This window comes from Pseudomonas batumici (assembly GCF_036585405.1).
Taxonomy (GTDB): domain Bacteria; phylum Pseudomonadota; class Gammaproteobacteria; order Pseudomonadales; family Pseudomonadaceae; genus Aquipseudomonas; species Aquipseudomonas batumici.
This window is the reverse complement of sequence record NZ_CP144470.1, coordinates 1,336,758-1,363,675: the sequence shown is the minus strand read 5'-3', so window position 1 is coordinate 1,363,675 and position 26,918 is coordinate 1,336,758. Positions and strand designations below refer to the sequence as shown.

Below are 26,918 nucleotides of genomic sequence, written 5' to 3'. Positions count from 1 at the left end.
CACCAGGGATCAGAATTCAGGTAATTGGTAATGACTGAGACAACAACAAGCAAAGTAGAGAAGTGGTCGTACCCCTTCAAAGTAGGGGGGGCAGAAGCAACGGATCCGCAGCAGTATTACAAGGCGTTGGCGCAGGCCAAGGATGGTTACTACCCATTGGGCTCCAACGGCCTTTGGCACGGCGGCGTTCACATCGACGAGGCCACTGGTCTGCTGGTGGGGGACAACGTCGAGGTCCGCTGCATTGCGGATGGCGAGGTGGTCGCCTATCGCATTGATGAGGTTTATCCCAAATCAGATTTCGGCTCGACGCACTCAGTCTTTTCAACGGGTTTCGTGTTGGTTAAACACCGCTTGGCGGCTCCCGTGCCTCCCGCACCAGCGCCTGCCCCCGGTGCGGCACCTGCGGCAGCGGCGCCAGGGCCAAGCCTGACCTTTTTCAGTCTGTATATGCATTTGCTGGATTGGGACACCTACAAGTTGAATCCGGCGCTTAAAAGGCCCGACTTCTGGGGGAAAGGGCTGTTTCAAGTAAAAGCGAGTGCTCCGGATGAGTCATTGGGGATTAGGGTTCGTAGCGGAAACTCAACACAGTTTCCTGTATTGGCGATATTGCCTCGTGGGACCACGGTGCTGACAAAGCCTGCTCCAGCAACTCAGAATTGGCTCGAGATCATCAGTGTCACGCCTGAGTTTCCGGGGTTAGCGGCAAATACCGGCTGGGTGTTTAAAGGCCAGATGAAGCCTCTTTCTGGGGATCGGTATCTTGTAGGCAAGGACGCTGTGGATCCTCTACCGGGTGAGAAAAAAGGGGCAAACATTCGAAGCGCACCCACCAATGGCCAGCCGATTGGATTTTTGCCCGTTGGGACAGAGGTCAAACTCAGCGATGAACCAACGCCTAACAAATTTCGCAAGTTGGTGGAGATCGTAAGCGGGCAGTCCACCCCTATGCTGAGCCCTGGTGCAGATGGAAAGCTGCCCGGCTTCGTTTGGCTGGACTCCCTGGAAGCAAAGAATGAGCCGAAAAGCCCTAGGGGGGAGGTAGTCCCCCTAACCTCGACCTATAAAATTAGGGCTGGTGAGGTTTTGGGACATGTCGGTAAATATCAAAATCATACGGATGCAGCACCTAAGAACTTGCTGCACCTGGAAGTGTTCAGTTGCGAAGACGTCAAGGCGTTTACTGAGCTGAGCAAGTCCAATGCCTCCAGTTTGCCGGCTACCGAGAAGACACTGCTCAAGATTCCCAAAGACAGCCTGTTGATCACTCACGTACAAGGCATGAACGCTACGAACCCACCCAAAGTGACCGATGCTCACAAAAAGGTCGGCTATGACTTTTTGGTTCCTGTCAGTGTGCTGGAGGCGTTACCTGCCGAGAAGAAAATCAAGGTGCCGGTCGTCATGGGCGGAACAACCACCTACACGCTTTGGTGGCGTCTAGACGGACTGCTTGGCGATGCAGATGGTAACGAGATCAACGGTTGGTTTGCGGAGCCGGACACCACATTGTCGCGTCACTCACCCTTTGAGTGGGAAGGCTTCACTTTTATCGAAGAAACCGTCAGCAATGTGGATCACCTGGCTGCTTTCCTTCATGCGCAGGAAAGCCTTAATGAACAGGAGCGCGCGACTTACCTGCCGAACGTCGGAAACGCTGACGATAGTCTTGCGAAGAAGCAGCTATATAAAATTCTCGATAAAAATGGTGATAGCAAACTCAAACCTGAAGAAATAACGGAGGCTCTCGGTAAGCCTTGGTTCTCTCAACCTATTTCTCAGATGGTCACACGCTACGAAAGCGAGTGGCAATACAAGTCAGAAAAATGGGATGCCCTGGATGAACTAATGGGGCATAGCGATTCGGATCCGCACAAAAGTTGGGTAGAAGAAAAGGCAAGAATCGAGCGTCTTAGTTTGTGGGGGCAGTTGTTAGGTCAGCATGGCATAACTGCTAATGCGTCTGTGCAGCATATTCATCCAGTTGGGCTGATTGCAAGCTTTGCTAAATATTCTTGTGGTTGTTTGAATATAGAAAAATTTGTGGAGGAGTACAAAAAAGAGCATCAACATGTTTTTGGTTGGTTTGCTACTAATAATGTTACACATATTTCGCTATCTAGTTCATTGAACCAAGAGTCAGAAGAAAATCTGAAAAAACTGTTGGCGATGATGATGAAGTTGTGGGGTGAGTATTTTGATGGATGTAATGATGCCTATTTAGCCTATATGTTGGCTACAATCCGAGTGGAATCATATGATTGGCATCGGGTGGTTTTTTTTGGCCCCATTCGCGAGAAAATTTCTTATGAAGACGCAGAGATTGATTACGGTTCTGGCCCTACTGGGCGCCGAGCTAGCATGGCAGAGGCATACGGTAACACTGAAATTGGTGACGGCTTCAAGTATAGAGGACGAGGGCTCAGTCAGATAACTTGGAAAGTAAACTACCAAAAATTTTCAACTGCACTTGGATTGGATTTTACAGGTAATCCGGATTTGGTGCTGGATCTGGAGTGTGCAACAAGGATTATGCTAAGAGGGATGAGGGATGGTATTTTTTCATCTGGAAACACCTTGGCTGCACATTTGTCACCTGGGAGTAAAAACTATCTTGCAGCACGTAAAATTATTAACGGGTCAGACCGCGCTGGGATTTTTAAATTTTATGCAGAAAAATTCGAAGCTCTTTTGGTGAGGATTAGAAATTGAAGTTTATAGTTTTTGTGTTGGTTATTTTTACGTCGACTTTCGTCTGTGCGGAGCCTTTGTTTCCACAGCATGAATCCTGCACAGCAGGTAAAGATAAAGCGAGTGGCTGTGGTGTAATACTTGATGAAGGTGGCTTTTTAGTCGATGGGTCTACAGGGGATAAAATTTCTATAGTTTCTGAAAACACAGGGATGATGAGCTCTAATTGGCTGTATAGATATAGCGGCAAATATGTATTGGAGCATCTGGACTTTACATCTTCAAAAGCTCGTCAGTGGGTGGTGTTCAGTTACATTGATAAGAAAATAATTATTGATAGGGTTTATAGTTTTTCGCAAGAAATTTCCGCGCAGTCAGTACCTGCTTGGTATGGATATGAGTGTCGAGGGAGTGGGGGTGAGTTAGTTAATGATAAAAATTTGGCGTTTAGCGAATCGGTTATAGCCACAATTTGTGGTGATGCTGTTAATGGTAGTTTGAGACTAAAAAAAGAAGCATTTCCATCTATGGGTGTTACTCTCGCTATAAGCATTCCTGTCTATAGTTCAAAGAAGATAGCTGGTGCGGCAACCTATCTGTTTTTTGATACGAATAAACCAGAAGTATTTCAGATGGCTTGTTATTTTAACTGCGCATTGCAGTCTCAAGATCGTAAAAAAATTTATGTCGGAAGAATTTCGAGTTCGGCATGGTTTGTTAGTCAGGTTAACGAAAATGGTTGCCAAAGCAGTGGTGGTTATAAATATAAAAAATCACAAGAGCAAATTGTATTTAGTGGCTGTGTTGAAAAAGACGCTATGAATCTTGTGGAGTACCTTCCTGGTACAAACTCTGAACGTGCACAGTTCTCCGGGAAAGCAGACGGTGAAGGGTATAAAGGTGAGTGGGTATCTAAGTCTGGTGATAATAAACGGTTTGGGTTTTTCATGTATCCACTGACCGTATATTAGAGGTGTGACGAAAAGGGGACGGATTTATTTTTTGTACGCGAGCAAGGTGGTATTCCTGTCAACCGCATCTGAAAATAAATCCGCTCCCTTTCGCTCGATAGAAAGAGTTGGTTGCGGAGCAGGCTACTAAATTTGAAAGAGTATTGAAAACTACGTCAGTCGGAAAAGGTGACAGATTTATTTTTACCCTGGGCGCCGAATTTTAGTTGAAAGTCACCTGTGGCGCACGCAGCTGACTGAAGTCGGATTCTGCGTAAAATAAATCTGTCCCGCTTTCCGCGAAATTGGGCTAACTGGCCAGTTGGGCCGCTCAGACCAGCCTTGCGCCGCCGTCGATATTCAATGTGGCGCCGTTCATAAAGCCATTGGTCATCAGGAAAACAGCGGCAGCGCCTGCCTCTCGCTGCTGACGCAGCAGCCAACACCGCGGTGCCATGGGCATTGGGGCGGTCCGACAACATCCCGGAGATAAAGATGATGGAACCGTCTTTAGCCAGGCGTTCGCCAAGGGCTCGAATGGCATGCACCGAAGCCCACAGACGCTCCTCAAATGCCCGGCGCAGGTGGTCAATCCCGGCATCCAGTACGTTGCCCACCACGTAAGTGCCGGCCAGGAGCACCAAGTGGTCTACTTTCGGGATATCCGCCAAGGCGGCGTGGATGGCTTGGCTATCGGTTACATCGGCTGCGCGCCAGGCGTCCAGACCGTTGTTGCGGGCGGCCTGCTCGGCACGGGTGGCATCGGAACCGATGATGGTCACGTGTGCGCCGTCGGCCTTGGCTTGAATGGCTGCGGCCAAACCGATGCCGGACGTACCACCGAAAATCACCACGGTACGGCCCTGCAGATTGGCGGGCAAAGCTTGATTGAGAGCAGGTGTAGTCGTCATGGTCCATCTCCTTGAACGCCTGGATGGCGTCGATGGGAGAAAGGCTAAAGGCTTGGGTCGAGATTGATAATTATGGCGTAAGTTGCTTTACTCGTGCCATGAAGGAACAAATAGGGTTGGACCGCCTTACCGGTCTCATTGCCTTTGCCCGTGCCGCCTCCCTGGGCAGCTATACCGCCGCAGCCCGCGACTTGTCGGTCTCACCGTCAGCCATCAGCAAGAGCGTGCAACGCCTTGAACAGCACTTCGAACTCAAGCTATTTAGCCGGACCACCCGCTCGCTCACCCTGACCCCGGAAGGACGGGATTTGTACGAGCGGGCATTGCGCATTTTGCGCGAGGTGGAAGATATCGATCAGGCCGCCGTTGCCTCTCGGGCCGAGCCTTCCGGCACCTTGAAGGTCACCGCGCCGCCGCCTATCGGCCTGAACATCTTGGTGCCAGCCATTCCTAAATTTCGCGAGCGTTACCCAAAGCTCGCCATCGACCTGCGCCTGGGCGACCCGTTTTCGGACATCATTGAGCAAGGCATCGACGTAGCGGTACGCGTGGGCAACCTGGCGGACTCGCGGCTGATCTCGAAAGCCTTGGGGCCTCATCGGCTAGCCGCTTTTGCTTCACCGGCCTACTTGGCCAGACGTGGCACTCCGCTGGAACTCAGCGACCTGGCGCACCACGACTGCGTGAACTTTCGTTATCAAAGTTCCGGCCAGGCATTGCGCTGGCCGTTCAATGTGGACGGGAAAGTGGTCGAGTGGGTGCCGAACTCGGCCATCGTCATCGATGCGAGCGATGCCGTTGCGGCCGTGGTTGCAGCGGGTGGCGGAATAGGTATTTCGCCTACTTATGTAGCGGCCCCCTACGTGGCTCGTGGGGAATTGAAGCCGCTCTTTCCTGAGTTTGCGGTGGACCGGGCTTCGATCACTGCGTTATGGCCGGAAAGTCGACGAGGCAGCCCCAACGTCAAAGCGTTTGTGGGGTTGCTCGGGGAGCTTTTCGCGATCCCCACAGTCTGGGACGAGATAGTTCGAAACGCTTAAATGCTTGCTTCTGGCCGATTCCTGTCTGTCGCGACCGGTTGAATCCACAACCCCTAGCGGACATAGAAGAGCGCCCCGGGTGTTCGGGGCGCTTGGCAGGCGTTGGTGGTGGATCGGTAGACGCTCAGTGGTGCGAGAAGTACTGCTTCAAGCCATACACGAGGCCGGCGAAGGGCATGCCGAGCGCAGCGTAGACGGCCTCGGCTTCGGGCGCGGCGTTGTCGGCCAGCATCTCAACGGCGACGTTCGAGTAACCGACGGGGATCACGCCGGCCTGCAGCATGCGCGCCACGCCCATGTCGACTTGCGTCTGGGTGAAACCGCCGGAAGCATCGATCACTGCATAGCTGTTGTAGCCGTCGGCAATGGCCGAGATCGCCGGGAAAGCGAGGCAAACGTCGGTCGAGATACCCGTCACGATCAGTTTCTTGCGGCCGGTCGCCTTGACGGCATCGACGACGCGCTGCTCGTCCCAGGCGTTGACGGTGGTGCGTTCGATGCGCTTCACACCCGGCAGTGCTTCGGCGAGCTCGGGGATCAGCGGCCCCCACATCTGCTCGGTCGTGGTGGTGACGATGATCGGCACCTTCAGCGCTAGCGCTGCCTTGGCCAGGCCGACGACGTTGTGCTTGAGGGCCAGTGTGTCGATGTCGCGCACGCCGGTGTAAAGGCCAACCTGATGGTCGACCAGTAGCAGGATGGCATTTTCGCGGGTCAGGCGTTCGTAAAGATGGGGCGAGTTCATGGCGAGGCTCTCCGGGGCGGAATGCCTTGACAGTATAATCTGAGAACAATGGGGCTTTTTGAAAGCAGTGGGGCGGTTTTCAGGAGGATCATCGTATGATACCGAGCACTGGATCGGCAGCTGCCGCGCCTCCACAACCCTACAGTCCCGACCAGCTATCAGGTCCCAAAAATCTGCGCCCCTCCCGTCAGCAGACAACCGCGAAAGACTTTTTCGGCATCACAAGGACGTATCAATGCGGCAAATCGGCCTCAGCAACAAGCCACTCAGAGGCATTCCCCGCCGCCTTCGCGCTCTGGAACGCTGGGCCTCCAGTTTTCGCGACGAGTTTTACCCACGATCCGGGCACATGGAGCGTTACACGCACTGGAAGATCCCGGTACACGCGGCCCTGGTCCAAGGCCCTCAAGCCAGGATCGAAGTTCAGGCCTTCTGCATTCAGCAACTGCTCGAAGCCGCTAGCCACCTGTCCGATGCTGCTGACCGCTCACAGGGTTACTACCGGGTCGCTTGCCTGCTGGTGTGGCCATGGGTTCACCAGAGCGAGGTCACCCTCTTCTATGACCGGGACTATTATCTGGGTTTTCTCGGTGAAGCCAACGCGCTCAAGCCAGAGCGGATCAGTCATGCTCTTGCGTTGCACACACCAGCGCATTTCATCGAGCACGGGCATGACGTAACTCAACCTGACGATGAGGTCGCAGTACAGTGGTGGTGCATCGGGGAGCCGGCCTGACGGGCTTCGTTCAGTCAGTCGTCACGTGCCGGAATCGACTCAATATAGATAGTCCGTTCCTGGCCGAACGCGGACTTGACCAACTTGCAATCAGCCAACCGCTAGACGCGTTTAACACAGACGCGATACCTGATATGCCGATCAAATTCGTCTTCCGGGTTCTCGTAAGCTTCAAGCTTTTCCAGGAGCCCTGTCTGCTCAAGGCTAGCTAGGTCCTCAAGAGTCCATCCAGCAGGAAAGTCGCTGGAAAAGTCTTCGCCCTGGTGTTCAACCCAGTGATAAACCCCGAAGGGGAGATAACCGAGCCACTCTGATTTATAGACAATCTCGTCAGATCCGCTGGCGGTCACCACAGCGTCGATCTTGTTTTTGATTGTTTTTTTGCGTTCATCCATGGCGTTTTCGATCTCGGTTAATAATTTTCCGCTGGGGTTAGGCTCCGCGATACTTATGGCATACCAGTATTGTCTGCGTCAGGCCGATTGCAGCCTGTCGCGAAAGGCTGAAATTGATCCAAAGCGGCCTCTTGCACGAGTTTTTCAACCAAAATCGTAGTGGCTTTAATAGCTATATCTCCGAAATCACCCTCAAGGAATAGAACGTGTTCAACAATGTTTATCCCTTCAAGCTCTCCGAGTACGCCGGAGTTTTGAACGTGAAGAGCGCCAAGCCTGATAGTTAGCTCAGAGCCGTCGGCATTCCATGCCATCAGCTTGTATTTGGTCCCGTCATCTAGACTGACAACCATCTCGAAATAGCGATGGGCCTGGTCCACTGTGATCGATAAGACGCTGCTTTCTTCGAGTTCTTGAACATCCATGGTGGAGTTTCTTTTTTTTTAAAGCAGCATTCTACTACAAGCGAACGCCTGCCTTTGAAAGTGAAGGTCCGGTTTTTGCCGATTGCAGCCGGTCGCGACCGGTTGAGTCCGCCGTGCCCCTTTTTTTAATCGTTTCCTGCTCAAAAGCGCCTGCCAGGACTCGGTCACCTTCGAAATGTACATCGTGGGCGTGTTGTCATGGCACAGATCGGCCATCGCCATGACCCTTTGCACGCGCCCGCGATAAGCACCGCTGGGGCTGTTGCAGAGCTCAAGAAACCCGTCCTGCGGGCGATATGTCACTTATCTACAAAATCGGTTTTCCAATCAGATGAAGAAGCTAATAATCACAGTGTGTGCGCTCGCTTTGCTTTCCGGGTGTGTCACCAAGAATCTAAGTGTTGAAGATCGTCAGCAAATCAAGACCATAAAAATTCTTCCGGTGTTTGTCGCGGTAGACAACTTCAAGTACACGAGTATGGATCAGGCGTGGGGTGCTGGCCTGGGCGCGGGTGCCGGCGCGGCGACTGGAATGATCACCGGTGCTTCGAACGCTGGGACGAGCGCGTTGACTGGTGCAGGGACAGTTGCGGGAACGAAAGCTGCCGATGTCTCGACCATGGACGTCTCTCGGGCAATCCTGAACAACATGCAAACCCACAACATCGACTTGGGTAAGTTGGTCCGCAAAAGCTTTGAAGATCGTGTCAAACGGGAGCATTTATTCACCATCGTTGCTAATGGCGAGCAGGCGGATGCAGAGGTCGAAATCATGGTCATGCAGTGGGGGCTTTGCTTGAAGAATTTCAGCACCGTGTTGTACCCCGTCATTGGCGCCAACGGCTTTATGAAGCGCAACGGAACCTCAGTATGGCGAAATTTCGCAACTATCTCGGTATTCAATGACGCCAACACCACCGCATATACCCCTGAGCAATACGCGACCGATCCCGAAGCCCTGCGCACCGCCTTTACCAACGTGTCTGATCTTGTGGTCGGAAATCTGGTGGAGGACATGAAGAAATAATCTATCGCCGAACGGGCGACGCCATGCGTTAAAAGCCTCAGCAATCGTACGTGCGATGACGGTTATGAAAGTCTCGAGAATGACTAGGCAACTCGGCGTTCATTGCAACGGCAGCATCATTGTTATGGGTGAGACACTGGGGCAGGGGATGAAGCCTGCATGTCTGGAATAAAAATCCGCGAGCCTGTCGTTCAAGGGATGGGCCAGAACAGCGGTTGAACCCACTGTCTCGGATGCGCTGATACACCGCTCGATTGCGTCCTGCAGCAGGTCGATGGCGTAACCATTGCCCTGAGCAATGAGGCTGATGCCCATTCGGCCAATGATGGTGACAGGGTGCTGCCCGGGAGAATTACGTTGTCGGCTCTTCGGCACTACGGATGCGCGCATGACTGATCCGTTGGACAGGGTGTAGTAACCGACGACCTTCAGGGTACCTTTGATGCAAATCACATAGACCACCGCGTGTTTGGCGGCTTGGGCCTTATGTGCTTTTTTGACGAGGTACTCATTGATCGAGCTTTCACCACAATCGAAATCGTTCAGATCGTGTTGTTCACTTAACCTTGCTGGGGCACTCAGCTCCAGCGTTTTGGCCTTGCCAGGAGTTTTTGCAGGCACTGGTTCCCTCGCACCGGATTGGATTCCAAAGCTTGCTCGAATGAGTCAAACGCATCCTCATCGAGTACGAACAACCGCCTGTCCAGAATGACCTCTTCCGCTTTCTGGCAGGCTGCTTCCAGAATGAAGCTGGTACGGTCACGGCCTGATAAGGCAGCAGCGATATCAATCAAATTTCGTTTCTTGATGTCTGCCCGCATATTGATGGGTACGGGCTTTTCTTTCGTCGGTTCTGGGGGGCTGGTCTTCAGCATCATGAAACCCTCTATGGGGGCGCTCTCTATCGTCGGCAGGCTGAGCAGACCTGCGGCACAATCGTAGCATTCCTGTATAGCAGATGTAAGTCCTGTGTATCTCATTGATATACGAGTCTTGCCTTGAGTTGTGTTCGATTGTTGATGCCTGCCAAGCGTTGATGCACGTGTAGATTGCACGCGGATTTTGTAGGCGTCCACACGTCGACACCTGCTGAAACAAAGACTTTTGGCGGCGTGGGTTGGGTGGATTGACGTCCAAGACGTTCGGAAGGTGCTTACAGAAAAACGGATTTTTCCGAGCATTTCGCTTTCTGATACCGATGGCCGTGCTGTTGTACCCTGTGCCTACCTAGTGGTCGGAAAATTCGACAGCTATCTGACGGCTTTGGCGAATTGCTTCGATGGAGTGGGGCGCTCAAGCTTGGGTCTGTTCCCCGGCTGATCCCGGAGAGCCGGGTTTCGCAGCCTGACGACATATGGAATTCTTCATGATCAGGAGTTCCAGCATGAATAGCGAGCACCCCTCCAGGCGCTTCGTCCCGATGGACAGCGTCTCCACCCAACTCCCCGTTCTCTACATCGATCGCCATGCGCCGCTGGTTGATCTGCATGCCTGCGTCAGCGAGCGCATGCGGGCGGTCAACAAGTTGATGACCTTGTTCACCTGTAGCCGACTGAGCGATAGCGATCCGCGAGACCTGGGCAACATCGCCGCGATTTCGCGCCTGTTGCTACAGGATGCCAGTGACGTGTTCGACGTGATCGAAGCGCGAGGGCTGGAAGCGAAGCGCATGGCTTCATAACGCAGTGCACAGACACAAACAAAAAGCCCTGAACAAATTCAGGGCTTTTCGGTGTTCCAGTCTATTCACCCAAGGTGAATGCCTGCATCAATCCCAGCTCAACGCACCGCCCGAAAAGATGACAGATTTATTTTCTATCCTGAACATCAGAAGGGCTCTGATTCTGTACGGAGTCATTTTGACGGTGCTTCAAGCAGCGCCGGTGTAGCGGCTCCAATCCTGACGAACGCTCTCAGTAAGATGTGGGTCCAGCAGAAGGTAAGCTCTGGCCCCCAGATTAGTTAAAAGATCCTGACTCTGACCTTCGTGAGGAATGAGCATACTGATGCCCAGGTAGTGCTCTAGGTGGAGCGTGATGGTCTGATCGTCGATGGCCAAATCCCAATAGCGTTGGTCGGGACCATCGAGCTTTGTTACCCATGAGCCTTTAAGTCCTTGCTCAAGCGTTTGGGCGATCACGTCAAATAGTTGCCAATCAGAAGCTTCTGAGATTCTCAGTTCCATCAATTCAGCGCCTTGTGGGTCAGTGGGCAATTCTAAGTGACAAGAAAAGCGGGACAGATTTATTTTACGCAAAATTCGACTGGAGCCTGCTGCGCTCCTCCCCGCAGGTGGGCCTTCAACCAAAAGCCGATGCTCAGGGTAAAAAATAAATCTGTCACCTTTTCAGTCACCTTTTCACTATAGCCGCCACCCTGCCATTCGGGTCAACGAAACAGACGTATCAAGCCCTCACTCAACTGTGCAAACCGGTTCCCGATGAAGTCGCGCGGTTGCACGCGCTCGCCAATGCAGCAGACGTCAGGGTCGGCCTTTGCGTACCAGACCGGGACGCTGTCGCCAATGTTATAACGCGCGACGGCGTCTAGCAGTTTGTGTCGCGAACGAGCATCAAGGGTCTCTCCCCAGGTTTTGTGCAAGCGCTGGCCCTCGGCGCTGTAGCTGAAGGTCAGAAGGGGGCTGCCACCGCGCCCCGGCTTTCCTTCAACGTAGGTGATCTGGCCTTCGACGATAGAGCCCTCGGTCATGCGCAGTATTTGAATCATCCGCCACAGGCTCAATAGCGTGACCATTACCGCTACGAAAACCTTTAACGACAGAACATAAGTCATGGAGCGAGCAGTCCTTGCGAGCCAGAGGGTTTGCGCGATTATTTCCTGATTGGTGGCCAGATGCTACCTCGTGATAGATGCCATGTGGTTGGGCACAGGAAGCCGCACCAAATTCCGTGCTGGGCTACTTGTCTCTGAGGCCTCTGACAAGCATCAAGGAAAGCTGCTGGGCCACGTCGGACGGTGAGTCGAGTGGGGAGCCTCGCCCATTCAACGCTGACGAATTCAAAAAGAGAATGTTGACTGCGCATGGCTGAAAAACGCTTCAATCGAGATTTACCTGGCACATCGTGGTAAACCTATTACGTCAGCAGCTAGTCGCTAAGGAAGCTCCATTGCACGACTCCAAATACCTCGAAGATCTTCGCTCCCGTTTCAACGCTGGAGAGGCGCTAGAGTATGCCTTTTTCTGGGGGCACCAACGAAGCAAGAAGGGCATCACTGCTTCGTGCTTCAGCCAGTGGTTCAACGCCGAGTTCATCGTCGAGGGGCAATGCTACCCAACGGCTGAGCATTTCATGATGGCCGAGAAGGCTGCCTTATTCGGCGATCAGGAAGTTCGTGCTCAAGTGCTTCTGGCGCCCACCCCCAACGCCGCCAAAGCGCTTGGTCGCAACGTGCGCGGATTCAACGATGAGGTTTGGCTGCAACATCGATATGCGATTGTCGTCCGGGCCAACCAGGCCAAGTTCTCCCAAAACCCGGAGCTGTGGGCTTTCCTGAAGGAGACCGGCTCTCGCATTATCGTTGAGGCCAGTCCCGTTGATAGCATCTGGGGGATTGGGCTCGCCCAGGACGATGAAAACGCGAACAACCCCAATCTGTGGCGTGGGCTGAATCTGTTGGGCTTCGCGCTTATGCAGGTCCGGGACGAAATCTAAGTGAAATGACCTGATTTTTTTATACTTCTAATCCCTTTGCGTCCGCGTCAAGCACATGGTTAATGAATGCATTGTGGGTTTTCAAACGCTGCAGGCCTTCAAAACCTTCGATTTGACCGCCGGACACAACCATTACTCGATCGGCCATCGGCAGGGCTGTAGCACGATGCGTGATGATCAAAATAGTCTTGTGCTGAAACGCGTCGACAATATTCTGAAGAATACGTTTCTCGGTGACGACATCCAGAGATGAGGTGGCCTCATCGAGTAAGATAATGTCCGGTTGACGCAGGAACAGCCTGGCCAACGCCAATCGTTGCCGTTGCCCGCCAGACAGTGTCACCCCCCTGTCACCCAGTACAGTGTCGAGTCCCTGCGGCAGGCCGGCCAAGTAGTCGCGCAATTCAGCTTTGTCCAGAGCCAGAAGCAGTTCATGGTCAGACGCAGAGGGGTGCGCGACCAATAGGTTGAATCTCAGGGTATCCTTGAACGCAAAAACCTCTTGAGAAACAAATCCGATTTTTTCACTCGCGGCGTGCAAATCTATCTCCGCGAGCTTATCGTCAAAAACACAAACCGATCCTGCCTCGTGAACATATTGCTTCATCAGAATTTTGGCGATAGTGCTTTTCCCTGCGCCACTAGGGCCTGTTATCACCACGCACTCACCGGGTTTTATTGAAAACGACACATCGTTCAGTGCCGCGTGTTCCTTTCCTGGATAGGTGAGTGTCACGCGATCAAATGCTACCGCCCAACGATGAGGGGGCGTACATTTAGAGGTCAGCCCGCGCCGTTCGCTTTGCGTGGCTATCTTGTCGATAAAAATTGCAAACGTTCGCAGCGCTTGATTGATTTCGGTAAACATATTGCCCAGGCTTTCTATAGGGGATAGCAGGGTCAATGTGTAGGCTCCAATTAAAACGAAGTTGCCAACGGAGCGCCCGTTATAGACAACGTCGTAAAGGGCTAACATGAAGGAAACCCCAAATAGCCCTACAAAGAGCAGCGCATTGATCATCTGCATTCGCACCATCGTGGTCCAGTAATGACTCTGGGCCTGACGATCTTCTTTTAAGGCTTTGTTGTAGCGTCCAAGAAGAAAGTCGTAAGCGTTATATTGCCTTGCCACGTTGATGTTGGAGATGGAGTCGGTCAGTGTTGCATAGGTGTTGCGGCCAGCCGTCATATACGCCATCTTGAGTGCTGTCAGACGACGGGCATAATAAATATTATTGATCAGGAATAGTATGACATAGACCGCCATGGCCATGGCAACAAACGTGTTTTTGCTGAGGATGAGGACGATAACGGCAATCCCTATCTGGACGATAGGGGAGACAATGGAAAAGGATAGGTTTCTGACAATGCTGAATAAATCATTCGAGGCTTGATTGACCTCTTGGCTAAGCTCCCCTGGATTTTTTTGCGAGAAGAAACTTTCTGATTGCACGCACAAGTAATTAAAGTAGCTCGCCAGCAGCGTCTGATTGGCACTTAGTCTTAGGAGGCTCTGTAAGTACATGATCACCGAGTTTATCAGCTTCGGAATGGCGATCAGGAGGAGATAGAATAGGGCGGTGATGATGATCTGCTGGGCACTGCTGGTATCGGCCTTCAGCAAGCTATCCGTTAACCGGCCCAGCATGAACGGTGCAGTAGACAAGCAGCTGGCTGCAATAAGGGTGCACACGATGGTGGACACAATGAACGTACGATCTCTTGCCTTTAGATGATGCAGGAAAAGGAGGTACAATTTTTTCCAGTTATTCATGGCTTAATAATTTGTCCGATTGAGTGCTTACCGCGAAAAGGTATTTTTCCAGTTTGAAGACATTCATTAGGTTTTTTAAGCTCTCGGTGAGCGCTACTTCGCAATTCATCTCCAAGTCAGCAAGGATCTTGGTCCTGTCTATGCCAAGCGCTGAAATCACCACGCCGTGATTTAATGTGCTGATTAAATTACTTTTGGCGCTCGATAAAGCCTTAAAAAACATCACCGACGAAGATCGCTTGGTTCGTCTCCAAGCAAAAGCCTTCCCTGTCCTTTCATAAATGGGTTGACGTATGATTATGCGATCGTGAGTATCCGAAAAAGTGTGTTCTACGGGCGTATCTACGACATGACCTATTATATTTTGCAACAGGAGTGGCGCTAGCACGGTTGTGCGGCCAGGAACCGTTTGAGTCGAGTGTAATGCAAGTAATATGGTCGACAAATGTGAATACTTGGCGCTACGCCGGTCCAACCCGCGAAGCAGATAATGCTCATCCCCCGCCTTGCTTTTCAAGGGGCCCAACCATGCAGGAGGCACGACTGAACCCTCGTGAGGCGTTAGCATCAGCGAAAGGTTACGTTTGATAATCTCATACACGCTGGCTCCTTTTAATCGAGACAGCTTTCTTGCCGTTCGAAAAAAAGACAGGTATCTCCCCTGGCTCAGTAATGAAAAGCAGGCATTGGCTCCTGGATTTTGAATAAAGACCTGATCCCCGCCATGCCCAGTCAGAATCAACCGACTTCCATTAAGCTCCAATACATCTTTCGCTGGACCCTGATGGCTGAATATAGGGGTGCTATTGAGAGAGCAGTGCTTATCCGTCGTGGTGAGTTTGAATGCATCACTAAAATCATCTTCTTGCTCTGGTTCTATTCTCATTACTTCATTGCCAAGATCACTGGCTATAACTCGCGCCTCCTCGTATTCACTGTCATCGGTGCCGGGCTTCGAATCGTTGTGTATTGCCAAGGTGTCGACGTCGCACGCTTTCAGTGCCCACAACAGGGTGCTGGAGTCCAACCCGCCCGAAAACATGAGGAGCGTGTGATCAAATGATTGAGAGAAGGTGGCCAATGTGTTTTTTAGTGTGTCCGCAATTCCCTCTGTTGGAGGTAGCGGACGATTCACAAACTCAGTATTGATTCTCCCTTGTGGACCAATACTCATCCGCTCACCCAACATGAGCTCTCTGATCTGCAAAAAGGGTGTTTGGCCACCAAATTTTTGCTGAACGCCGATGTAATTCCTGCAGTAATCAGTGTCCAATGTCTGCTGTAGGTAACCACCTCGAGAGGCGATTAATACCGGTAAATGGCTACAGAGTATTGGCTCTCCGTCGAGTGTCGTATAAAAAATATCCAGGCTCCGATATAAGCTTCTGGTAATTCTAAATTCGTCTGATTCAATGGATACGCACGTAAAGTACCCAATTGCATGGCCGAGTGAGGTTTCAGTAAAACCCGCTTCTGGGTGAATTGACTTTTGTTTGTGCTGTCCCCATGGGTGTAAAACCCCTTCAAACAGCTCAACGCCTTGGGCATTCTTCGAAAGCTTCCAGCGATCGGAAAAGCCCACCACGAAGCTCCCACACACGAGAGTGGTCAGCGTGTTTTGGCTTGCCCACCGCTCAAGGATTTTTTTTCTAGACGCAGATAACGTAACTGAGTAGGCGATGAACATCAAAGCTCCAATATCACGGCAAGTTTATTGCGCAAGTCTGGGTCATCACTGATCACTCTGTTATCTTGTTCAACCCAGGCATGACTCAAAAATGGACGCGTGCGAACACCCACTATCAATTTCACGCTTGGGATCTTCCGGCGTAAAATAAGCGTCAACGCGAGTGAATAGGTCAGGCATTTATTTTTGCTGAAATCAAGGAAGAAAACCTTGTTTAAACTGGCCTTGGCTCGATTTAAAATTTCATCATGATCATCTGCAGTTAAGGTCCGGGAATGGCTCTCTGTCTCGACGGACATGACCCGTTTGAAGCCTCCAAACCTAACGCAAAAAGCAGCGCGCAACAGGGCATATAATGCTTTTATTATGTCCATTCGCCGCAGGGGGGCTGCGGATGTCAACGGCGTCATCCAGCGTTGCTCGATATAATCTATCGGCTTTAGTGTCGACAAGCATCCGTTGGTGGGTGTTGAGGAATCAGTGATCGCACCAATCGAGTGCAGTGCGGTATAAAGAGGTGTGCCCTTACTTTTCTCTGGACAGGAGATCAGGTCGTTAACTGAACCTAGCGAAACGTTTTGAATGAGATGGAATTTGTTGTCCGCCACTGTTAGGACAATAAGATCCCGTCCATAGTAAGCGAACCCCACCTGTAAACTAGATGAAGGCATATAGATATCGTCTCAATTCCCTATGAAAACGCTTCAGTGCTCAAGGTGGACGTAACCAGAGCATGCACTCTGGCTACGCCTACTGTTTACTTAGCCATAGAAGTCTTGTGCCTGCCAATCAGCATTGATCCTGAAGGCATTAAAATATTCGGAAATTGGGCCGTCGCCCCCTTGGGTGATTTTGCTTGCACTCTGGTTCATAGTGATAACCCGCAGCTCACCGATATCTTGAGCTGTGAATGCCTTCTCGTTGGTCATATTTTCCATAATATTTCTCATGTATTGATTTAAGTGAATTTCAAGCGATGAACGCGATGTGCCATCAATTCAAATGATAAGCGTTTGCATTCGCGAGCAAAATTATTCTGCGCATTGTTTTTTGTCAAGCGTTTTTGTTGGTTCAAGGAGAGCGCTCACTCGAGAGAATCGTCTTCCCAATGCTCAACAATGCCCTCAATCAGGACTGTGTCAGATCCCCCATCTTTGCTTTTAAATGCACTGAGATTGCACATTTATGCGGCGAGATTGCTGTTATTTTCGCTCAAAAGACCACGCTGACAATCAATCCGCTGCGCCACGGCCATCGCTGCATCGAGCTCGCTGATGCCGTGCGCTTTCACCGGCGCGAACCGTTCGGCTTTTTCCTCCGGCTCCGTCATAGCCTGGGTCAGGTAGAGACTCGGTGGCACTACCCGAACAGCATCTCCATCTTTCAATCGGAAAACTCGACAGGTATCTGATGGCTTTGGCGAATTGCTTCGATGGAGTAGGGCGCTCAAGCTTGGGTCTGTTCCCCGGCTGATCCCGGATAGCCGGGTTTCGCAGCCTGACGACATATGGAATTCTTCATGACAAGGAGTTCCAGCATGAATACCGAGCACCCCTCCAGGCGCTTCGTCCCGATGGACAGCGTCTCCACCCAATTCCCCGTTCTCTACATCGATCGCCATGCGCCGCTGGTTGATCTGCATGCCTGCGTCAGCGAGCGCATGCGGGCGGTCAACAAGTTGATGACCTTGTTCACCTGTAGCCGACTGAGCGATAGCGATCCGCGAGACATGGGCAACGTCGCCGCGATTTCGCGCCTGTTTCTACAGGATGCCAGTGACGTGTTCGACGTGATCGAAGCGCGAGGTCTGGAAGCGAAGCGCATGGCTTCATAACGCAGTGCCCAGACACAAACAAAAAAGCCCTGAACAAGTTCAGGGCTTTTCGATGTTCCAGTCTATTCACCCAAGGTGAATACCTGCATCAATCCCAGCTCAACGCCCCGCCAGTCTGATACTCGATCACGCGGGTCTCGAAGAAGTTCTTCTCTTTCTTCAAGTCCATGATCTCGCTCATCCATGGGAACGGGTTGGTGGTGCCTGGGTACTCTTCCTTCAAGCCGATCTGGCTCAGGCGACGGTTGGCGATGAACTTGAGGTAGTCCTCCATCATCGCCGCGTTCATGCCCAGCACGCCGCGCGGCATGGTGTCACGGGCGTATTCGATTTCCAGCTGGGTGCCCTGCAGGATCATCTGGGTGGCTTCTTCCTTCATCTCGGCATCCCACAGGTGCGGGTTCTCGATCTTGATCTGGTTGATCACGTCGATGCCGAAGTTCAGGTGCATGGATTCGTCACGCAGGATGTACTGGAACTGCTCGGCCACGCCGGTCATCTTGTTGCGCCGGCCCATGGACAGGATCTGGGTGAAGCCGCAGTAGAAGAAGATGCCTTCCAGTACGCAGTAGTAGGCGATCAGGTTGCGCAGCAGTTCCTTGTCGGTCTCGACGGTGCCGGTCTTGAATTCCGGGTCGGAGATCGAACGGGTGTACTTCAGGCCCCAGGTGGCCTTCTTCGCCACCGATGGAATCTCGTGGTACATGTTGAAGATCTCGCCTTCATCCATGGCCAGCGATTCGATGCAGTACTGGTAGGCGTGGGTGTGGATCGCCTCTTCGAAGGCCTGGCGCAGGATGTACTGGCGGCACTCGGGGTTGGTGATCAGGCGGTACACGGCCAGCACCAGGTTGTTCGCCACCAGGGAGTCGGCGGTGGAGAAGAAGCCCAGGTTGCGCATGACGATGCGGCGTTCGTCGTCGGTCAGGCCTTCCGGGTTTTTCCAGAGGGCGATGTCGGCGGTCATGTTGACTTCTTGCGGCATCCAGTGGTTCGCGCAGCCGTCGAGGTACTTCTGCCAGGCCCAGTCGTACTTGAACGGCACGAGCTGGTTGAGGTCGGCGCGGCAGTTGATCATGCGCTTTTCATCGACCGCGACACGGGCTGAAGCGCCTTCGAGCTCGGCCAGGCCTTCGGCGACGTCGAGGGCGTCGAGCGCGGCCTTGGCGCGGGCGATGGCGGCCGAGTCGGAAGCGGTCACGGCACGGGCTTCCAGGGCCGCGGCGCCACCGGCGCTGTCGAGGCGGTCCAGGTTGGCTTCGGTGGCGTGGCCGGCGTTGGCGCCCTTGACGGCTACCTCGCCTTCTTCTTTGTCGAATTCGTCCCAGCTGAGCATCGGATATTCCTTGTGTGGGGTGTTTGTAGGCCTGGTTCACTGCCTTTTCGTCAGGCAGGTAGACACGTGTTTGAAGTTCCCGTTCAACAGGATTCACGGCATAAGCAGGCATCGAAAAACCCTGGTATCCCAGGGCGATGAGAGGTGCCGGTAGGAGAAGGCGGCACATCATGTAGTGTTTTTTATTTAATATTAGCACACTATATGGTGGTTTTCTCAGAGGGTCAATCCGAGGGACGGCAACAGCGCTGTTTCGTCGCAGCCCCTCGGCGAGGTGTCTAGAGGGCGGCTTTCGGACGGCGGGTCTTGAACAGGTGCAGGTAGACCGTGAGGTTGAGCAACAGTACCAGGGCGCCCAGGCCAAGCTGTATCGTCGGTGTCAGCCCGGCCGGGTAAATCAGTGGAATCAGGTAGTGTTCGATGAAACCTTCGCCATAACCGCCTTGTCCGGCGGCCTGGCGAAAGAGGTTTTCCCAACGGGTCAGCGGGCACTCCAGGTGGAAGACTTCCACGGCCACGCCCCAGGTCGCGGCGGGCAGGTGCAGCCAGATCAATCGGCGCCATTTGAGCACCAGCAGCCCGCCAAACAGCACGAACAGGATGAACAGCAGGTGAAACGACACCAGCCCGTCGGCTGCTATCCGGTAGAACATCTCGACTTCCTTGGCAAGTTCATGGATTAAGTCCAGACATCCTACCCGGGTGGGTGTCCGGCCTCTACCGGGCGTTGTGCTTGAGCGTCGCGAGGATGTCTTTCAGGCGCTGGGTCGTAGCTTCACTGCTGGTTTGCATCGGTGCGCGCAGTTCGTCAGCAATCAGTCCTTGAAGGGCGAGGGCGGTTTTCACCGGGCCGGGGTTGGGCTCGACGAACAGGGCCTGGATCAGCGGTGTCAGTTGGAAATAAGTCGCTCTGGCAGCTGCGAGCTGTTGGTCTTGGATCTGCCGGTGGAGTTGTACGAACAACTCGGGATGGATATGCGCCGAGGCGGCAATCGCACCGGTTGCCCCGAGGCACATCGCATTGAACATCTGGTTGTCCTCGCCGCACAGCACATCGACCTTGCCGCTGGCCAGCAGTGCCAGGGTATTGCCCAGGTTGCCGCCGCAGTCCTTGATGGCGACGATATTCTCGTGGGCGACGATCTTGAGCAGGGTCGCCTGCTCGAAGCTCACTCCGGTCCGGTAGGGAATGTCGTAGACAATGATCGGTACGCTGGAGGCATCGGCGACGGTCTTGAAAAAGGCTTCCAGACCGGCCTGGGAAGGGCGGATGTAATAGGGCGCGGGCACCAGCAGGCCGGCCAGGGGACGCTTGAGTATCTCGCTCTGGAACTGCAGCAACTCGCTGAGGTTGTTGCCTGCCAGGCCCATCACCACCTGTTGCGGCGGGACCAGTTCCAGCACGGCATCCAGCACCGCCAGTTGTTCATGTTTGCCCAGTGCGGCGGCTTCCCCGGTGGTGCCACAGACCACGATGCCGTCGACGCCGCTATCCAGCAGATGCGTGACCAGGCGCCGTAAACCGACGAAATCGATGGCCTGGTTCACGAACGGCGTGACGAGGGGAACCCAGATACCTTGAAACGATGACATGCACTTTCTCCTGATGGTTGACCGTGTCGTCACCGTCAGAAGCATAGAAGGAAGTTGGGAAGGAGGAGGGGTGACCCGTCGTCGCGCTCAATGTCCTGTCAGCTCATCTGACGGGACAGCGCGCCCCGGTCACATGAGCGACTGTTTCTTCGATTTAGGGGCAAACGCAACGCACGCCGCTGCCTTGGCATTCAAGCCAATGGCAATAGCGATAGAGTTGAACGTTGCGGACATGTTTGTTTACACCCTGGATCAGGCGTTCAGTTTTAAAAGCTGGCGGCGGGTTTGTCAATTGCCGATACCTGTTAATTGGAAGTTCCGACGGCTTCAGGTCCGGGATGATTGACTCTCCGCCGACGCCGCCTCGATCACCAGTTCCCGAAACCGCCGTAGCACCGATGAGCTATCGCCCACGCGGGTTGCCAGGTGCAGCGGTGCGATCAGCCCCGGACACTGCGACAGCGCGCGATAGGCGATCCCGTCGCCACGCAGGCGCTGCATCGAGGCCGGAACGATGGAAACCCCGAGGCCAGCGGCGACCAGACTCAAGGTGGCGGCCATGCGCGGGGCTTCCTGAATCACCTGTGGGCTGAAACCGGCTTCACGGCACGCCACCAGGATGGCGTCGTAAAGTCCCAGCCCCACCCGGCGTCGATACAGCACAAAGGCTTCGCCCGCGAGCGCGGACAAGGGCAGTGGTGTGCGGGTGTCCTGCGCCATGGGGTGATCCATCGGCAGCGCCAGCAGCATCGGTTCGACCAGGATCGGTTCGGCCTGCAAGGTCGGTGTGCCGCTCAAGGGCGAGCGCACGAAGGCCGCATCCAGGCGCTCGTGCACCAGGGCATCCATCAGCTCGCCAGTACCGGCTTCCTCCAGGACGACCGACACGCCGGAAAAGGCCTCGCGAAAATGCCGCAGCACGCCCGGCACAAATGGATGCAACGCCGCCGAACTGGTGAAGCCGACACCGAGCCGCCCTTGTTCGCCACGGGCGGCGCGGCGCACCACCTCGGTCACGCCCTCGGCCCGCGCCAGCACGGCCCGTGCTTCTTCCAGCAGCGCCAGGCCCGCCGTGGTCGGGCGAACACCGCGCGGCAAGCGCTCCATCAGCGGCACACCCATCTCGGCCTCGAGCTTCTGCAACAGGCGGGTGAGGGGCGGTTGCTGCATGTGCAGGCGCTCCGCCGCCCGGGTGATATGGCCTTCTTCGGCGATCACGACAAACGCGTGCAAACGACGCAGCTCAAGCATTTCAATACCTTTTTAGTATGGCAGCTTGTCATTATTAGCATTTGTCATCATGGCGTGCAAAACCTAGGCTTGTGCTCACTCCCCGCACACAAGAGGAAGCGTGATGACCTGGTCAGCCAAGCAATATTCGGCATTTGAAGAAGAACGCACCCGCCCGGTCCGCGATCTGGTGGCCGCCATCCCCACGCGCACGGTCCGTGTGGCCGTCGACCTGGGTTGTGGTCCGGGCAATTCCACCGAGGTCCTGGCCCAGCGTTTTCCCGAGGCGCGGGTCACCGGCATGGACAGTTCCGACGACATGCTGGTCAGTGCCCGGGCGCGCTTACCGGAGTTGAATTTCGAACTGGCCGATATCGCCACCTGGAACCCGGACCAGGCCTTTGATGTGATCCTGGCCAATGCCTCGCTGCAATGGGTGCCGGATCACGCGACGCTTTACCCCCATCTGGTCAGCAAGTTGGTCGCCGGTGGCAGCCTGGCGGTGCAGACCCCGGACAACATGCAGGAGCCGTCCCACCGGCTGGCGCGTGAGGTAGCCGCCAACGGTCCGTGGGCGGACAAGATCGCGACGGTTCGGCATCCGCCACGGCACGACGCGACCTTCTACTATGAGCTGTTGCGCCCGCACTGCAGCCACGTGGATGTCTGGCGCACCACCTATCACCATCCGTTGGCCGGTGGTCACGCTGCGGTGGTTGAGTGGTTCAAGGGCTCGGCGCTACGGCCGTACCTGGCACCGTTGGACGAGGGTCAGAAGGCAGAGTTTCTGGAGGCTTACCTGGCGGTGGTCAGCGAGGCCTATCCGGCGCTCGCCGATGGAACGGTGCTGTTGCCGTTTCCCAGGTTGTTCGTGGTCGCGACGCGTTGAAACCTGTGCGAGGGCATCTGCCTGTGCCAGTCCGGCTGGCACAGGCAGATCGCCAGGGGTTTAGCTCACCACGCGATAGCAAGGCACATAGGCCGCGCCACCGGGGAGTTTCATGCGGTGTTGTGCAACGAAGGCCTTGAGCAGCTTGTCCAGCGGTTGCATCACCGCCGCATCGCCGTGGATCTCGTAGGGGCCGTGCTCCTCGATCAGGCGAATGCCCTTATCCTTGACGTTGCCGGCGACGATCCCGGAAAACGCCCGGCGCAGGTTGGCCGCCAGTTCGTGGGCGGGCAGGTTGCGGCTGAGATTGAGGCTCGCCATGTTGGCATGGGTCGGATCGAACGGGCGCTGGAAGCCGCCGTCGATCTTCAGCAACCAGTTGAAGTGGAAGGCGTCGTTGCGTTCGCGGCGGAACTGCTTGACCTCCTTCAAGCCCTGGGCCATCTGCCGGGCCACCTCGGCCGGGTCGTCGATGATGATTTCGTAGTGTTTCTGCGCCGCCTCGCCGAGGGTCGCCACCACGAAGTCGTTCAGTTGCTGAAGGTAGGCTTCTGCGCTGCGCGGGCCGGTCAGGATCACCGGGAAGGGCAGGTCGCGGTTGTCCGGGTGCATCAGGATGCCGAGCAGGTAGAGGAACTCTTCGGCGGTACCGGCGCCGCCCGGGAAGATGATGATGCCGTGTCCGACCCGGACGAACGCCTCAAGGCGTTTCTCGATGTCGGGCATGATCACCAGTTCGTTGACGATCGGGTTCGGTGCCTCGGCGGCGATGATGCCCGGTTCGGTCAGGCCCAGGTAGCGGCCGGAGGTGATGCGTTGCTTGGCGTGGGAAATGGTGGCGCCTTTCATCGGCCCCTTCATCACGCCGGGACCGCAGCCGGTGCAGATATCCAGGCTGCGCAGGCCCAGTTCGTGACCGACCTTCTTGGTGTACTGGTATTCCCCGCTGCTGATGGAGTGGCCACCCCAGCACACCACCATTTTCGGCGCCAGGCCAGGGCGCAGGGTGCGGGCGTTGCGCAGCAGGTGGAAGACGTAGTCGGTGATGCCCTGGGAGCTTTCCAGGTCGATGCGCTGGCTTTCCAGCTCGTTCTCGGTGTAGACGATATCGCGCAGGGCGCTGAAAAGCATTTCGCGGGTGCTGGCGATCATTTCGCCGTCGACGAAGGCGTCGGCCGGGGCGTTGAGCAGTTCCAGGCGTACGCCGCGATCCTGCTGGTGAATACGGATCTCGAAGCTCTTGTAGGCTTCGAGGATGGTCTTGGCATTGTCGACATGGGCGCCGGTGTTGAGGATGGCCAGGGCGCATTGGCGGAACAGTGTGTAGATACTGCCGGAGCCGGCTTCGCTCAGTTGCTGCACTTCACGTTGGGAAAGGGTTTCGAGGCTGCCCTTGGGGCTAACCGAGGCGTTGATTACCGATCGTTGGGTCATGCTTTATTCCATCAAGGCGATGCCTCCGGGCCACAAGGCGCCGGCCGCACCAGAAAGGCTTCGCGCGCACGCGTGGTTCTAGCATAGCTAAATCGGCACCCAGGTGGTTGGTGCCGGTCTGTTCAGCTTGCAGGATTTTAACGCGCCGCGAAACCCGTAGACGTGTCGTCAGTGCTCAACTCGCGTCGCTATCCAGCTCGAGCTCCGCGCACAAGCCACCGCCCTCACGGTTGCTCAGGGTCAGGGTCCCGCCCATGGCAATGGCCAGTTGTTGGGCGATGGCCAGGCCCAGTCCGGTTCCTCCGGTGCTGCGGTTGCGTGAGTTTTCCACGCGATAGAAGGGCTTGAGAACGTCCGCAAGCTCAGCCTGGGAGATCCCCGGGCCACGATCCAGGACCTGGATCGACAGGCGCCGGTTTTCCCGGGTGGCGATCACGATCTGCGCCTGCCCGGCGAATTTCAGTGCGTTATCCACCAGGTTGACCAGCACCCGCCGTAGCGCATGGGGGCGGGTGTCGATCAGCATGCCATTCTTGCCGATCAGTTCCACGGCTTGTCCGGTGTCCTGGTAGTCGAACACCAGGCTGTCGAGAAAGGCGTCCAGGTCGATGCGGCAACTGGCTTCGGTGGCGCCGTGCACGCTGCGGGCATAGGCCACGCCTTCGCGAACCAGGTGTTCGATCTCGCCCAGGTCCTGCCAGAGCTTGTCCTTCTCGGTCGAGTCGTCCATGAACTCGGCCCGCAGTTTCATGCGGGTGATGGGGGTCTGCAGGTCATGGGAAATCGCCGCCAGCAGTTGCATGCGTTCCTTGAGGTAGGCGGCGATACGCGCCTGCATGGCGTTGAAGGCCGCCGCCGCGTGGGCTACTTCGGTCGGGCCGGTTTCGTCCAGGGGCGCGCCGTGGGTGTTGGGATCGAGGTTTTCCACGGCGTGGGCCAGGCGGGTCAGCGGGCGCACGGCAATCCGCACCGCCAGCCAGACGCAGCCGAGCATCAGCAGCAACTGGCCCAGTAATACAAAGGGCAGCCAGGGCGACATGGGCTTGATCGACGGAGTCACGTCGAGGGTCACCGGGCTGCCGTCGTGCAGTTTCAGATGGGCCTGGAAGTGTTTGCGCGGACCGGGAATGTCGCTGAAGGTCAGCGGGTAGTCACGGCCGATGGCCTCTTCGAGCGAGGGCACGGCGATCGGTACTTCGTCCGGCCGCATGGGCGTGCCGGGTTCGCCGTCGTTCAGCAGGTAGCGGTAGTTGCTCCGCTCAAGACGTGGCAACCAGTTTTCGCGTTCGTTCGCCGGCAGGCGCTCAAGGATGGCGATGGCGGTCGAGACATCGGTTTCCAGATTGCCGAGCATGGCACTCCTGGCGCTTTGATAGCGCTCGTAGGACTGCGCGCCGAAAGACAGTGCCTGGGCGAGGATCAATCCACCGAGGAAGATCAGCGACAGTCGCGAGCCCAGCGTGCGCGGCCAGCGCAGGGACAGTGTCATGGTTGCTCACCGAGGATTTCCACCGGCAGCGAGAACACATAGCCTTCGCTGCGCACGGTCTTGATATAGGCCGGCTCGCGGGCATCGTCCAGCAGGCGCTGGCGCAGGCGGCTGACCAGCAGGTCGATGGAGCGGTCAAACAGATCGGCGTCGCGGCCCTGGGTGAGGTTGAGCAACTGGTCGCGGTTCAGAACCCGCTGCGGATGATCGAGAAACACCCGCAACAGGCGATATTCGGCGCCACTGAGGGCCACCAGGGTACCGTTTTCATCCAGCAGGTGACGGGCGCTGGTGTCGAGTTTCCAGCGACCGAAACCCAGCAGCCGGCCGCTCTCGGTGACGACCAGGTTGGGCGGCAGCATCCGTGTGCGGCGCAGCACCGAGTTGATCCGGGCCAGCAGTTCGCGGGCGGAGAAGGGTTTGACCAGATAATCGTCGGCGCCCATTTCCAGGCCGATGATGCGGTCGGTTTCGTCGCTGCGCGCGGTGAGCATCAGCACGGGTGTGTTCTTGTGCTTGCCGGCGCGCAATTCGCGGCACAGCAGCAGGCCGTCGTCGCCGGGCATCATGATGTCCAGCACGATCAGGTCCACCGGCGTGGTTTCGAGGAAGGCACGCATCTGCCGGCCGTCGGCGACCACGGTGGTGCGCAGGCCGTTCTTCTTGAGGTAGTTGCCCACCAGCTCTCTGATCTCGCGGTCATCGTCCACGATCAGGATGTGATCGACATGATCCATGGGGCCAGGCTCCGTCAGTGTAGGTTCAGGGCACAGTCTAGCGAGGGCGGCGGCGGATGGCATCGGGCCTTTGTATTGCAGTGTATCTGGCGGGCTACGGATACACGGGAATGCAAAAACGCCTGGCGGTTGCGCGCCGATGGCGGCCCGCAACCGAAGGATTTGTATCGCTCTGTATCCCGGTGCCTTCGGGATACTTGAGCTTGAACGCGGGCCGGTTCGCGACACATTCGGGATACCTCAAGGGCGTTCAATGAGCTCCATCGAGGCACTGCGGAGTGCCTCGGGCTCACTGAACAACCGACCCTTGAATCGACA

General features: G+C 55.3%; 28 protein-coding genes and 1 pseudogene. 9 read left to right on the top strand and 20 right to left on the bottom strand.

All coding sequences use genetic code 11. The features are described from left to right. The first annotated feature begins 30 nt into the window (after positions 1-30). Both NUH87_RS05865 and NUH87_RS05860 read left to right on the top strand, forming a co-directional pair. A complete protein-coding gene (locus tag NUH87_RS05865) occupies positions 31-2,715 on the top strand; it encodes a hypothetical protein (RefSeq protein ID WP_338525162.1) in 2,685 nt (894 codons plus the stop codon). Further along, on the top strand, positions 2,712-3,665 hold the full coding sequence (locus tag NUH87_RS05860) for a hypothetical protein (RefSeq protein ID WP_338525161.1): 954 nt from the start codon (positions 2,712-2,714) through the stop codon (positions 3,663-3,665). Before NUH87_RS05865 ends, NUH87_RS05860 begins: the two co-directional genes overlap by 4 nt. A 155-nt stretch (positions 3,666-3,820) precedes the next feature. Here NUH87_RS05860 and NUH87_RS05855 read toward each other — a convergent pair whose 3' ends face one another. After that, positions 3,821-4,555, bottom strand: coding sequence for an SDR family NAD(P)-dependent oxidoreductase (locus tag NUH87_RS05855; RefSeq protein ID WP_338525159.1), 735 nt, complete (start codon positions 4,553-4,555; stop codon positions 3,821-3,823). Between the two features lie 98 nt (positions 4,556-4,653). Between NUH87_RS05855 and NUH87_RS05850 the strand changes: the two genes are divergently transcribed. Beyond that, a complete protein-coding gene (locus NUH87_RS05850) occupies positions 4,654-5,595 on the top strand; it encodes a LysR family transcriptional regulator (RefSeq protein ID WP_338526737.1) in 942 nt (313 codons plus the stop codon). Between the two features lie 124 nt (positions 5,596-5,719). Here the strand turns inward: NUH87_RS05850 and NUH87_RS05845 are convergent, their stop codons facing one another. After that, a complete protein-coding gene (locus tag NUH87_RS05845; RefSeq protein WP_338525158.1) occupies positions 5,720-6,340 on the bottom strand; it encodes an isochorismatase family protein in 621 nt (206 codons plus the stop codon). 235 nt (positions 6,341-6,575) lie between these two features. Here NUH87_RS05845 and NUH87_RS05840 point away from each other — a divergent pair, with 235 nt between their 5' ends. Continuing rightward, on the top strand, positions 6,576-7,076 hold the full coding sequence (locus NUH87_RS05840; protein ID WP_338525157.1) for a DUF3916 domain-containing protein: 501 nt from the start codon (positions 6,576-6,578) through the stop codon (positions 7,074-7,076). A gap of 101 nt (positions 7,077-7,177) precedes the next feature. On the opposite strand, the gene NUH87_RS05835 is transcribed toward NUH87_RS05840, so the two are convergent. Both NUH87_RS05835 and NUH87_RS05830 read right to left on the bottom strand, forming a co-directional pair. Beyond that, on the bottom strand, positions 7,178-7,471 hold the full coding sequence (locus NUH87_RS05835; protein WP_338525156.1) for a hypothetical protein: 294 nt from the start codon (positions 7,469-7,471) through the stop codon (positions 7,178-7,180). 53 nt (positions 7,472-7,524) lie between these two features. Beyond that, positions 7,525-7,896 carry a hypothetical protein gene (locus tag NUH87_RS05830; RefSeq protein WP_338525155.1) on the bottom strand — a complete coding sequence of 124 codons (372 nt, stop codon included), beginning with the start codon at positions 7,894-7,896 and terminating at the stop codon, positions 7,525-7,527. Between the two features lie 331 nt (positions 7,897-8,227). On the opposite strand from NUH87_RS05830, the gene NUH87_RS05825 reads away from it, so the two are divergent. Further along, on the top strand, positions 8,228-8,923 hold the full coding sequence (locus NUH87_RS05825; RefSeq protein ID WP_338525154.1) for a hypothetical protein: 696 nt from the start codon (positions 8,228-8,230) through the stop codon (positions 8,921-8,923). Positions 8,924-9,022: 99 nt separating this feature from the next. On the opposite strand, the gene NUH87_RS05820 is transcribed toward NUH87_RS05825, so the two are convergent. Further along, positions 9,023-9,544, bottom strand: coding sequence for a hypothetical protein (locus tag NUH87_RS05820; RefSeq protein ID WP_338525153.1), 522 nt, complete (start codon positions 9,542-9,544; stop codon positions 9,023-9,025). Next, complete coding sequence (locus NUH87_RS05815; protein WP_245220782.1) at positions 9,502-9,801, bottom strand: DUF1778 domain-containing protein; 300 nt, start codon at positions 9,799-9,801, stop codon at positions 9,502-9,504. The genes NUH87_RS05820 and NUH87_RS05815 overlap by 43 nt, the downstream gene beginning before the upstream one ends. Before the next feature lie 506 nt (positions 9,802-10,307). On the opposite strand from NUH87_RS05815, the gene NUH87_RS05810 reads away from it, so the two are divergent. Then, positions 10,308-10,604 (top strand): fructose-bisphosphate aldolase, encoded by a 297-nt coding sequence (locus NUH87_RS05810; RefSeq protein ID WP_338525152.1) that lies wholly within the window; start codon positions 10,308-10,310, stop codon positions 10,602-10,604. A gap of 189 nt (positions 10,605-10,793) precedes the next feature. Here the strand turns inward: NUH87_RS05810 and NUH87_RS05805 are convergent, their stop codons facing one another. Together NUH87_RS05805 and NUH87_RS05800 are read right to left on the bottom strand one after the other, a co-directional pair. After that, a complete protein-coding gene (locus NUH87_RS05805; protein ID WP_338525151.1) occupies positions 10,794-11,108 on the bottom strand; it encodes a DUF3630 family protein in 315 nt (104 codons plus the stop codon). Positions 11,109-11,311: 203 nt separating this feature from the next. Further along, a complete protein-coding gene (locus tag NUH87_RS05800) occupies positions 11,312-11,716 on the bottom strand; it encodes a DUF3592 domain-containing protein (protein ID WP_338525150.1) in 405 nt (134 codons plus the stop codon). Between the two features lie 335 nt (positions 11,717-12,051). Between NUH87_RS05800 and NUH87_RS05795 the strand changes: the two genes are divergently transcribed. Then, positions 12,052-12,597, top strand: a complete 546-nt coding sequence (locus tag NUH87_RS05795; RefSeq protein WP_338525149.1) for an NADAR family protein — start codon at positions 12,052-12,054, stop codon at positions 12,595-12,597. Positions 12,598-12,616: 19 nt separating this feature from the next. On the opposite strand, the gene NUH87_RS05790 is transcribed toward NUH87_RS05795, so the two are convergent. From NUH87_RS05790 to NUH87_RS05770, 5 genes and pseudogenes are all read right to left on the bottom strand, one after another. Beyond that, entirely contained in the window at positions 12,617-14,371 is a 1,755-nt protein-coding gene (locus tag NUH87_RS05790) for an ABC transporter ATP-binding protein (protein WP_338525148.1), read from the bottom strand. Then, entirely contained in the window at positions 14,364-16,058 is a 1,695-nt protein-coding gene (locus tag NUH87_RS05785) for an asparagine synthase-related protein (protein ID WP_338525147.1), read from the bottom strand. Before NUH87_RS05785 ends, NUH87_RS05790 begins: the two co-directional genes overlap by 8 nt. Then, positions 16,058-16,729 carry a lasso peptide biosynthesis B2 protein gene (locus NUH87_RS05780; RefSeq protein WP_338525146.1) on the bottom strand — a complete coding sequence of 224 codons (672 nt, stop codon included), beginning with the start codon at positions 16,727-16,729 and terminating at the stop codon, positions 16,058-16,060. The genes NUH87_RS05785 and NUH87_RS05780 overlap by 1 nt, the downstream gene beginning before the upstream one ends. 90 nt (positions 16,730-16,819) lie before the next feature. Further along, positions 16,820-16,996 (bottom strand): acinetodin/klebsidin/J25 family lasso peptide, encoded by a 177-nt coding sequence (locus tag NUH87_RS05775; RefSeq protein ID WP_338525145.1) that lies wholly within the window; start codon positions 16,994-16,996, stop codon positions 16,820-16,822. Positions 16,997-17,241: 245 nt separating this feature from the next. Then, positions 17,242-17,424 (bottom strand): annotated as a pseudogene (locus tag NUH87_RS05770) (hypothetical protein); the annotation flags it as partial. 171 nt (positions 17,425-17,595) lie between these two features. Between NUH87_RS05770 and NUH87_RS05765 the strand changes: the two are divergent. Further along, a complete protein-coding gene (locus tag NUH87_RS05765) occupies positions 17,596-17,892 on the top strand; it encodes a fructose-bisphosphate aldolase (protein WP_338525144.1) in 297 nt (98 codons plus the stop codon). Positions 17,893-17,980: 88 nt separating this feature from the next. Here NUH87_RS05765 and NUH87_RS05760 read toward each other — a convergent pair whose 3' ends face one another. The 4 genes from NUH87_RS05760 to NUH87_RS05745 form a co-directional block, all read right to left on the bottom strand. Further along, the gene (locus NUH87_RS05760) at positions 17,981-19,228 is read right to left on the bottom strand and encodes a ribonucleotide-diphosphate reductase subunit beta (RefSeq protein WP_338522962.1); all 1,248 of its coding nucleotides are present in this window, start codon (positions 19,226-19,228) and stop codon (positions 17,981-17,983) included. 278 nt (positions 19,229-19,506) lie between these two features. Then, positions 19,507-19,881, bottom strand: a complete 375-nt coding sequence (locus tag NUH87_RS05755; protein ID WP_338525143.1) for a DUF2784 domain-containing protein — start codon at positions 19,879-19,881, stop codon at positions 19,507-19,509. 64 nt (positions 19,882-19,945) lie between these two features. Next, positions 19,946-20,821, bottom strand: a complete 876-nt coding sequence (gene dapA, locus NUH87_RS05750; RefSeq protein WP_338525142.1) for a 4-hydroxy-tetrahydrodipicolinate synthase — start codon at positions 20,819-20,821, stop codon at positions 19,946-19,948. A gap of 327 nt (positions 20,822-21,148) precedes the next feature. After that, on the bottom strand, positions 21,149-22,072 hold the full coding sequence (locus NUH87_RS05745) for a LysR family transcriptional regulator (RefSeq protein ID WP_338525141.1): 924 nt from the start codon (positions 22,070-22,072) through the stop codon (positions 21,149-21,151). A 103-nt stretch (positions 22,073-22,175) separates the two neighbouring features. Here NUH87_RS05745 and tam point away from each other — a divergent pair, with 103 nt between their 5' ends. Beyond that, on the top strand, positions 22,176-22,940 hold the full coding sequence (gene tam, locus NUH87_RS05740; RefSeq protein WP_338525140.1) for a trans-aconitate 2-methyltransferase: 765 nt from the start codon (positions 22,176-22,178) through the stop codon (positions 22,938-22,940). A 60-nt stretch (positions 22,941-23,000) separates the two neighbouring features. Here tam and ppnN read toward each other — a convergent pair whose 3' ends face one another. From ppnN to NUH87_RS05725, 3 genes are all read right to left on the bottom strand, one after another. After that, a complete protein-coding gene (gene ppnN, locus NUH87_RS05735) occupies positions 23,001-24,374 on the bottom strand; it encodes a nucleotide 5'-monophosphate nucleosidase PpnN (protein ID WP_040068059.1) in 1,374 nt (457 codons plus the stop codon). A gap of 175 nt (positions 24,375-24,549) precedes the next feature. Continuing rightward, a complete protein-coding gene (locus NUH87_RS05730) occupies positions 24,550-25,863 on the bottom strand; it encodes a HAMP domain-containing sensor histidine kinase (protein ID WP_338525139.1) in 1,314 nt (437 codons plus the stop codon). Further along, positions 25,860-26,600 (bottom strand): response regulator, encoded by a 741-nt coding sequence (locus NUH87_RS05725; protein ID WP_338525138.1) that lies wholly within the window; start codon positions 26,598-26,600, stop codon positions 25,860-25,862. Before NUH87_RS05725 ends, NUH87_RS05730 begins: the two co-directional genes overlap by 4 nt. Positions 26,601-26,918 lie beyond the last annotated feature (318 nt).

Excerpts from the sequence above, each read along its gene's own strand:
- NUH87_RS05850 (WP_338526737.1), top strand. The coding sequence starts at position 4,654 with ATGAAGGAACAAATAGGGTTGGACCGCCTTACCGGTCTCATTGCCTTT.
- NUH87_RS05835 (WP_338525156.1), bottom strand. The coding sequence starts at position 7,471 with ATGGATGAACGCAAAAAAACAATCAAAAACAAGATCGACGCTGTGGTG.
- NUH87_RS05785 (WP_338525147.1), bottom strand. The coding sequence starts at position 16,058 with ATGTTCATCGCCTACTCAGTTACGTTATCTGCGTCTAGAAAAAAAATC.
- NUH87_RS05790 (WP_338525148.1), bottom strand. The coding sequence starts at position 14,371 with ATGAATAACTGGAAAAAATTGTACCTCCTTTTCCTGCATCATCTAAAG.
- dapA (WP_338525142.1), bottom strand. The coding sequence starts at position 20,821 with ATGTCATCGTTTCAAGGTATCTGGGTTCCCCTCGTCACGCCGTTCGTG.
- tam (WP_338525140.1), top strand. The coding sequence starts at position 22,176 with ATGACCTGGTCAGCCAAGCAATATTCGGCATTTGAAGAAGAACGCACC.
- NUH87_RS05730 (WP_338525139.1), bottom strand. The coding sequence starts at position 25,863 with ATGACACTGTCCCTGCGCTGGCCGCGCACGCTGGGCTCGCGACTGTCG.
- NUH87_RS05725 (WP_338525138.1), bottom strand. The coding sequence starts at position 26,600 with ATGGATCATGTCGATCACATCCTGATCGTGGACGATGACCGCGAGATC.
- NUH87_RS05760 (WP_338522962.1), bottom strand. The coding sequence starts at position 19,228 with ATGCTCAGCTGGGACGAATTCGACAAAGAAGAAGGCGAGGTAGCCGTC.
- NUH87_RS05745 (WP_338525141.1), bottom strand. The coding sequence starts at position 22,072 with ATGCTTGAGCTGCGTCGTTTGCACGCGTTTGTCGTGATCGCCGAAGAA.
- NUH87_RS05830 (WP_338525155.1), bottom strand. The coding sequence starts at position 7,896 with ATGGATGTTCAAGAACTCGAAGAAAGCAGCGTCTTATCGATCACAGTG.
- NUH87_RS05755 (WP_338525143.1), bottom strand. The coding sequence starts at position 19,881 with ATGTTCTACCGGATAGCAGCCGACGGGCTGGTGTCGTTTCACCTGCTG.
- NUH87_RS05815 (WP_245220782.1), bottom strand. The coding sequence starts at position 9,801 with ATGATGCTGAAGACCAGCCCCCCAGAACCGACGAAAGAAAAGCCCGTA.
- NUH87_RS05800 (WP_338525150.1), bottom strand. The coding sequence starts at position 11,716 with ATGACTTATGTTCTGTCGTTAAAGGTTTTCGTAGCGGTAATGGTCACG.
- NUH87_RS05825 (WP_338525154.1), top strand. The coding sequence starts at position 8,228 with ATGAAGAAGCTAATAATCACAGTGTGTGCGCTCGCTTTGCTTTCCGGG.
- ppnN (WP_040068059.1), bottom strand. The coding sequence starts at position 24,374 with ATGACCCAACGATCGGTAATCAACGCCTCGGTTAGCCCCAAGGGCAGC.
- NUH87_RS05840 (WP_338525157.1), top strand. The coding sequence starts at position 6,576 with ATGCGGCAAATCGGCCTCAGCAACAAGCCACTCAGAGGCATTCCCCGC.
- NUH87_RS05810 (WP_338525152.1), top strand. The coding sequence starts at position 10,308 with ATGAATAGCGAGCACCCCTCCAGGCGCTTCGTCCCGATGGACAGCGTC.
- NUH87_RS05805 (WP_338525151.1), bottom strand. The coding sequence starts at position 11,108 with ATGGAACTGAGAATCTCAGAAGCTTCTGATTGGCAACTATTTGACGTG.
- NUH87_RS05775 (WP_338525145.1), bottom strand. The coding sequence starts at position 16,996 with ATGGAAAATATGACCAACGAGAAGGCATTCACAGCTCAAGATATCGGT.
- NUH87_RS05780 (WP_338525146.1), bottom strand. The coding sequence starts at position 16,729 with ATGCCTTCATCTAGTTTACAGGTGGGGTTCGCTTACTATGGACGGGAT.
- NUH87_RS05855 (WP_338525159.1), bottom strand. The coding sequence starts at position 4,555 with ATGACGACTACACCTGCTCTCAATCAAGCTTTGCCCGCCAATCTGCAG.
- NUH87_RS05765 (WP_338525144.1), top strand. The coding sequence starts at position 17,596 with ATGAATACCGAGCACCCCTCCAGGCGCTTCGTCCCGATGGACAGCGTC.
- NUH87_RS05865 (WP_338525162.1), top strand. The coding sequence starts at position 31 with ATGACTGAGACAACAACAAGCAAAGTAGAGAAGTGGTCGTACCCCTTC.
- NUH87_RS05845 (WP_338525158.1), bottom strand. The coding sequence starts at position 6,340 with ATGAACTCGCCCCATCTTTACGAACGCCTGACCCGCGAAAATGCCATC.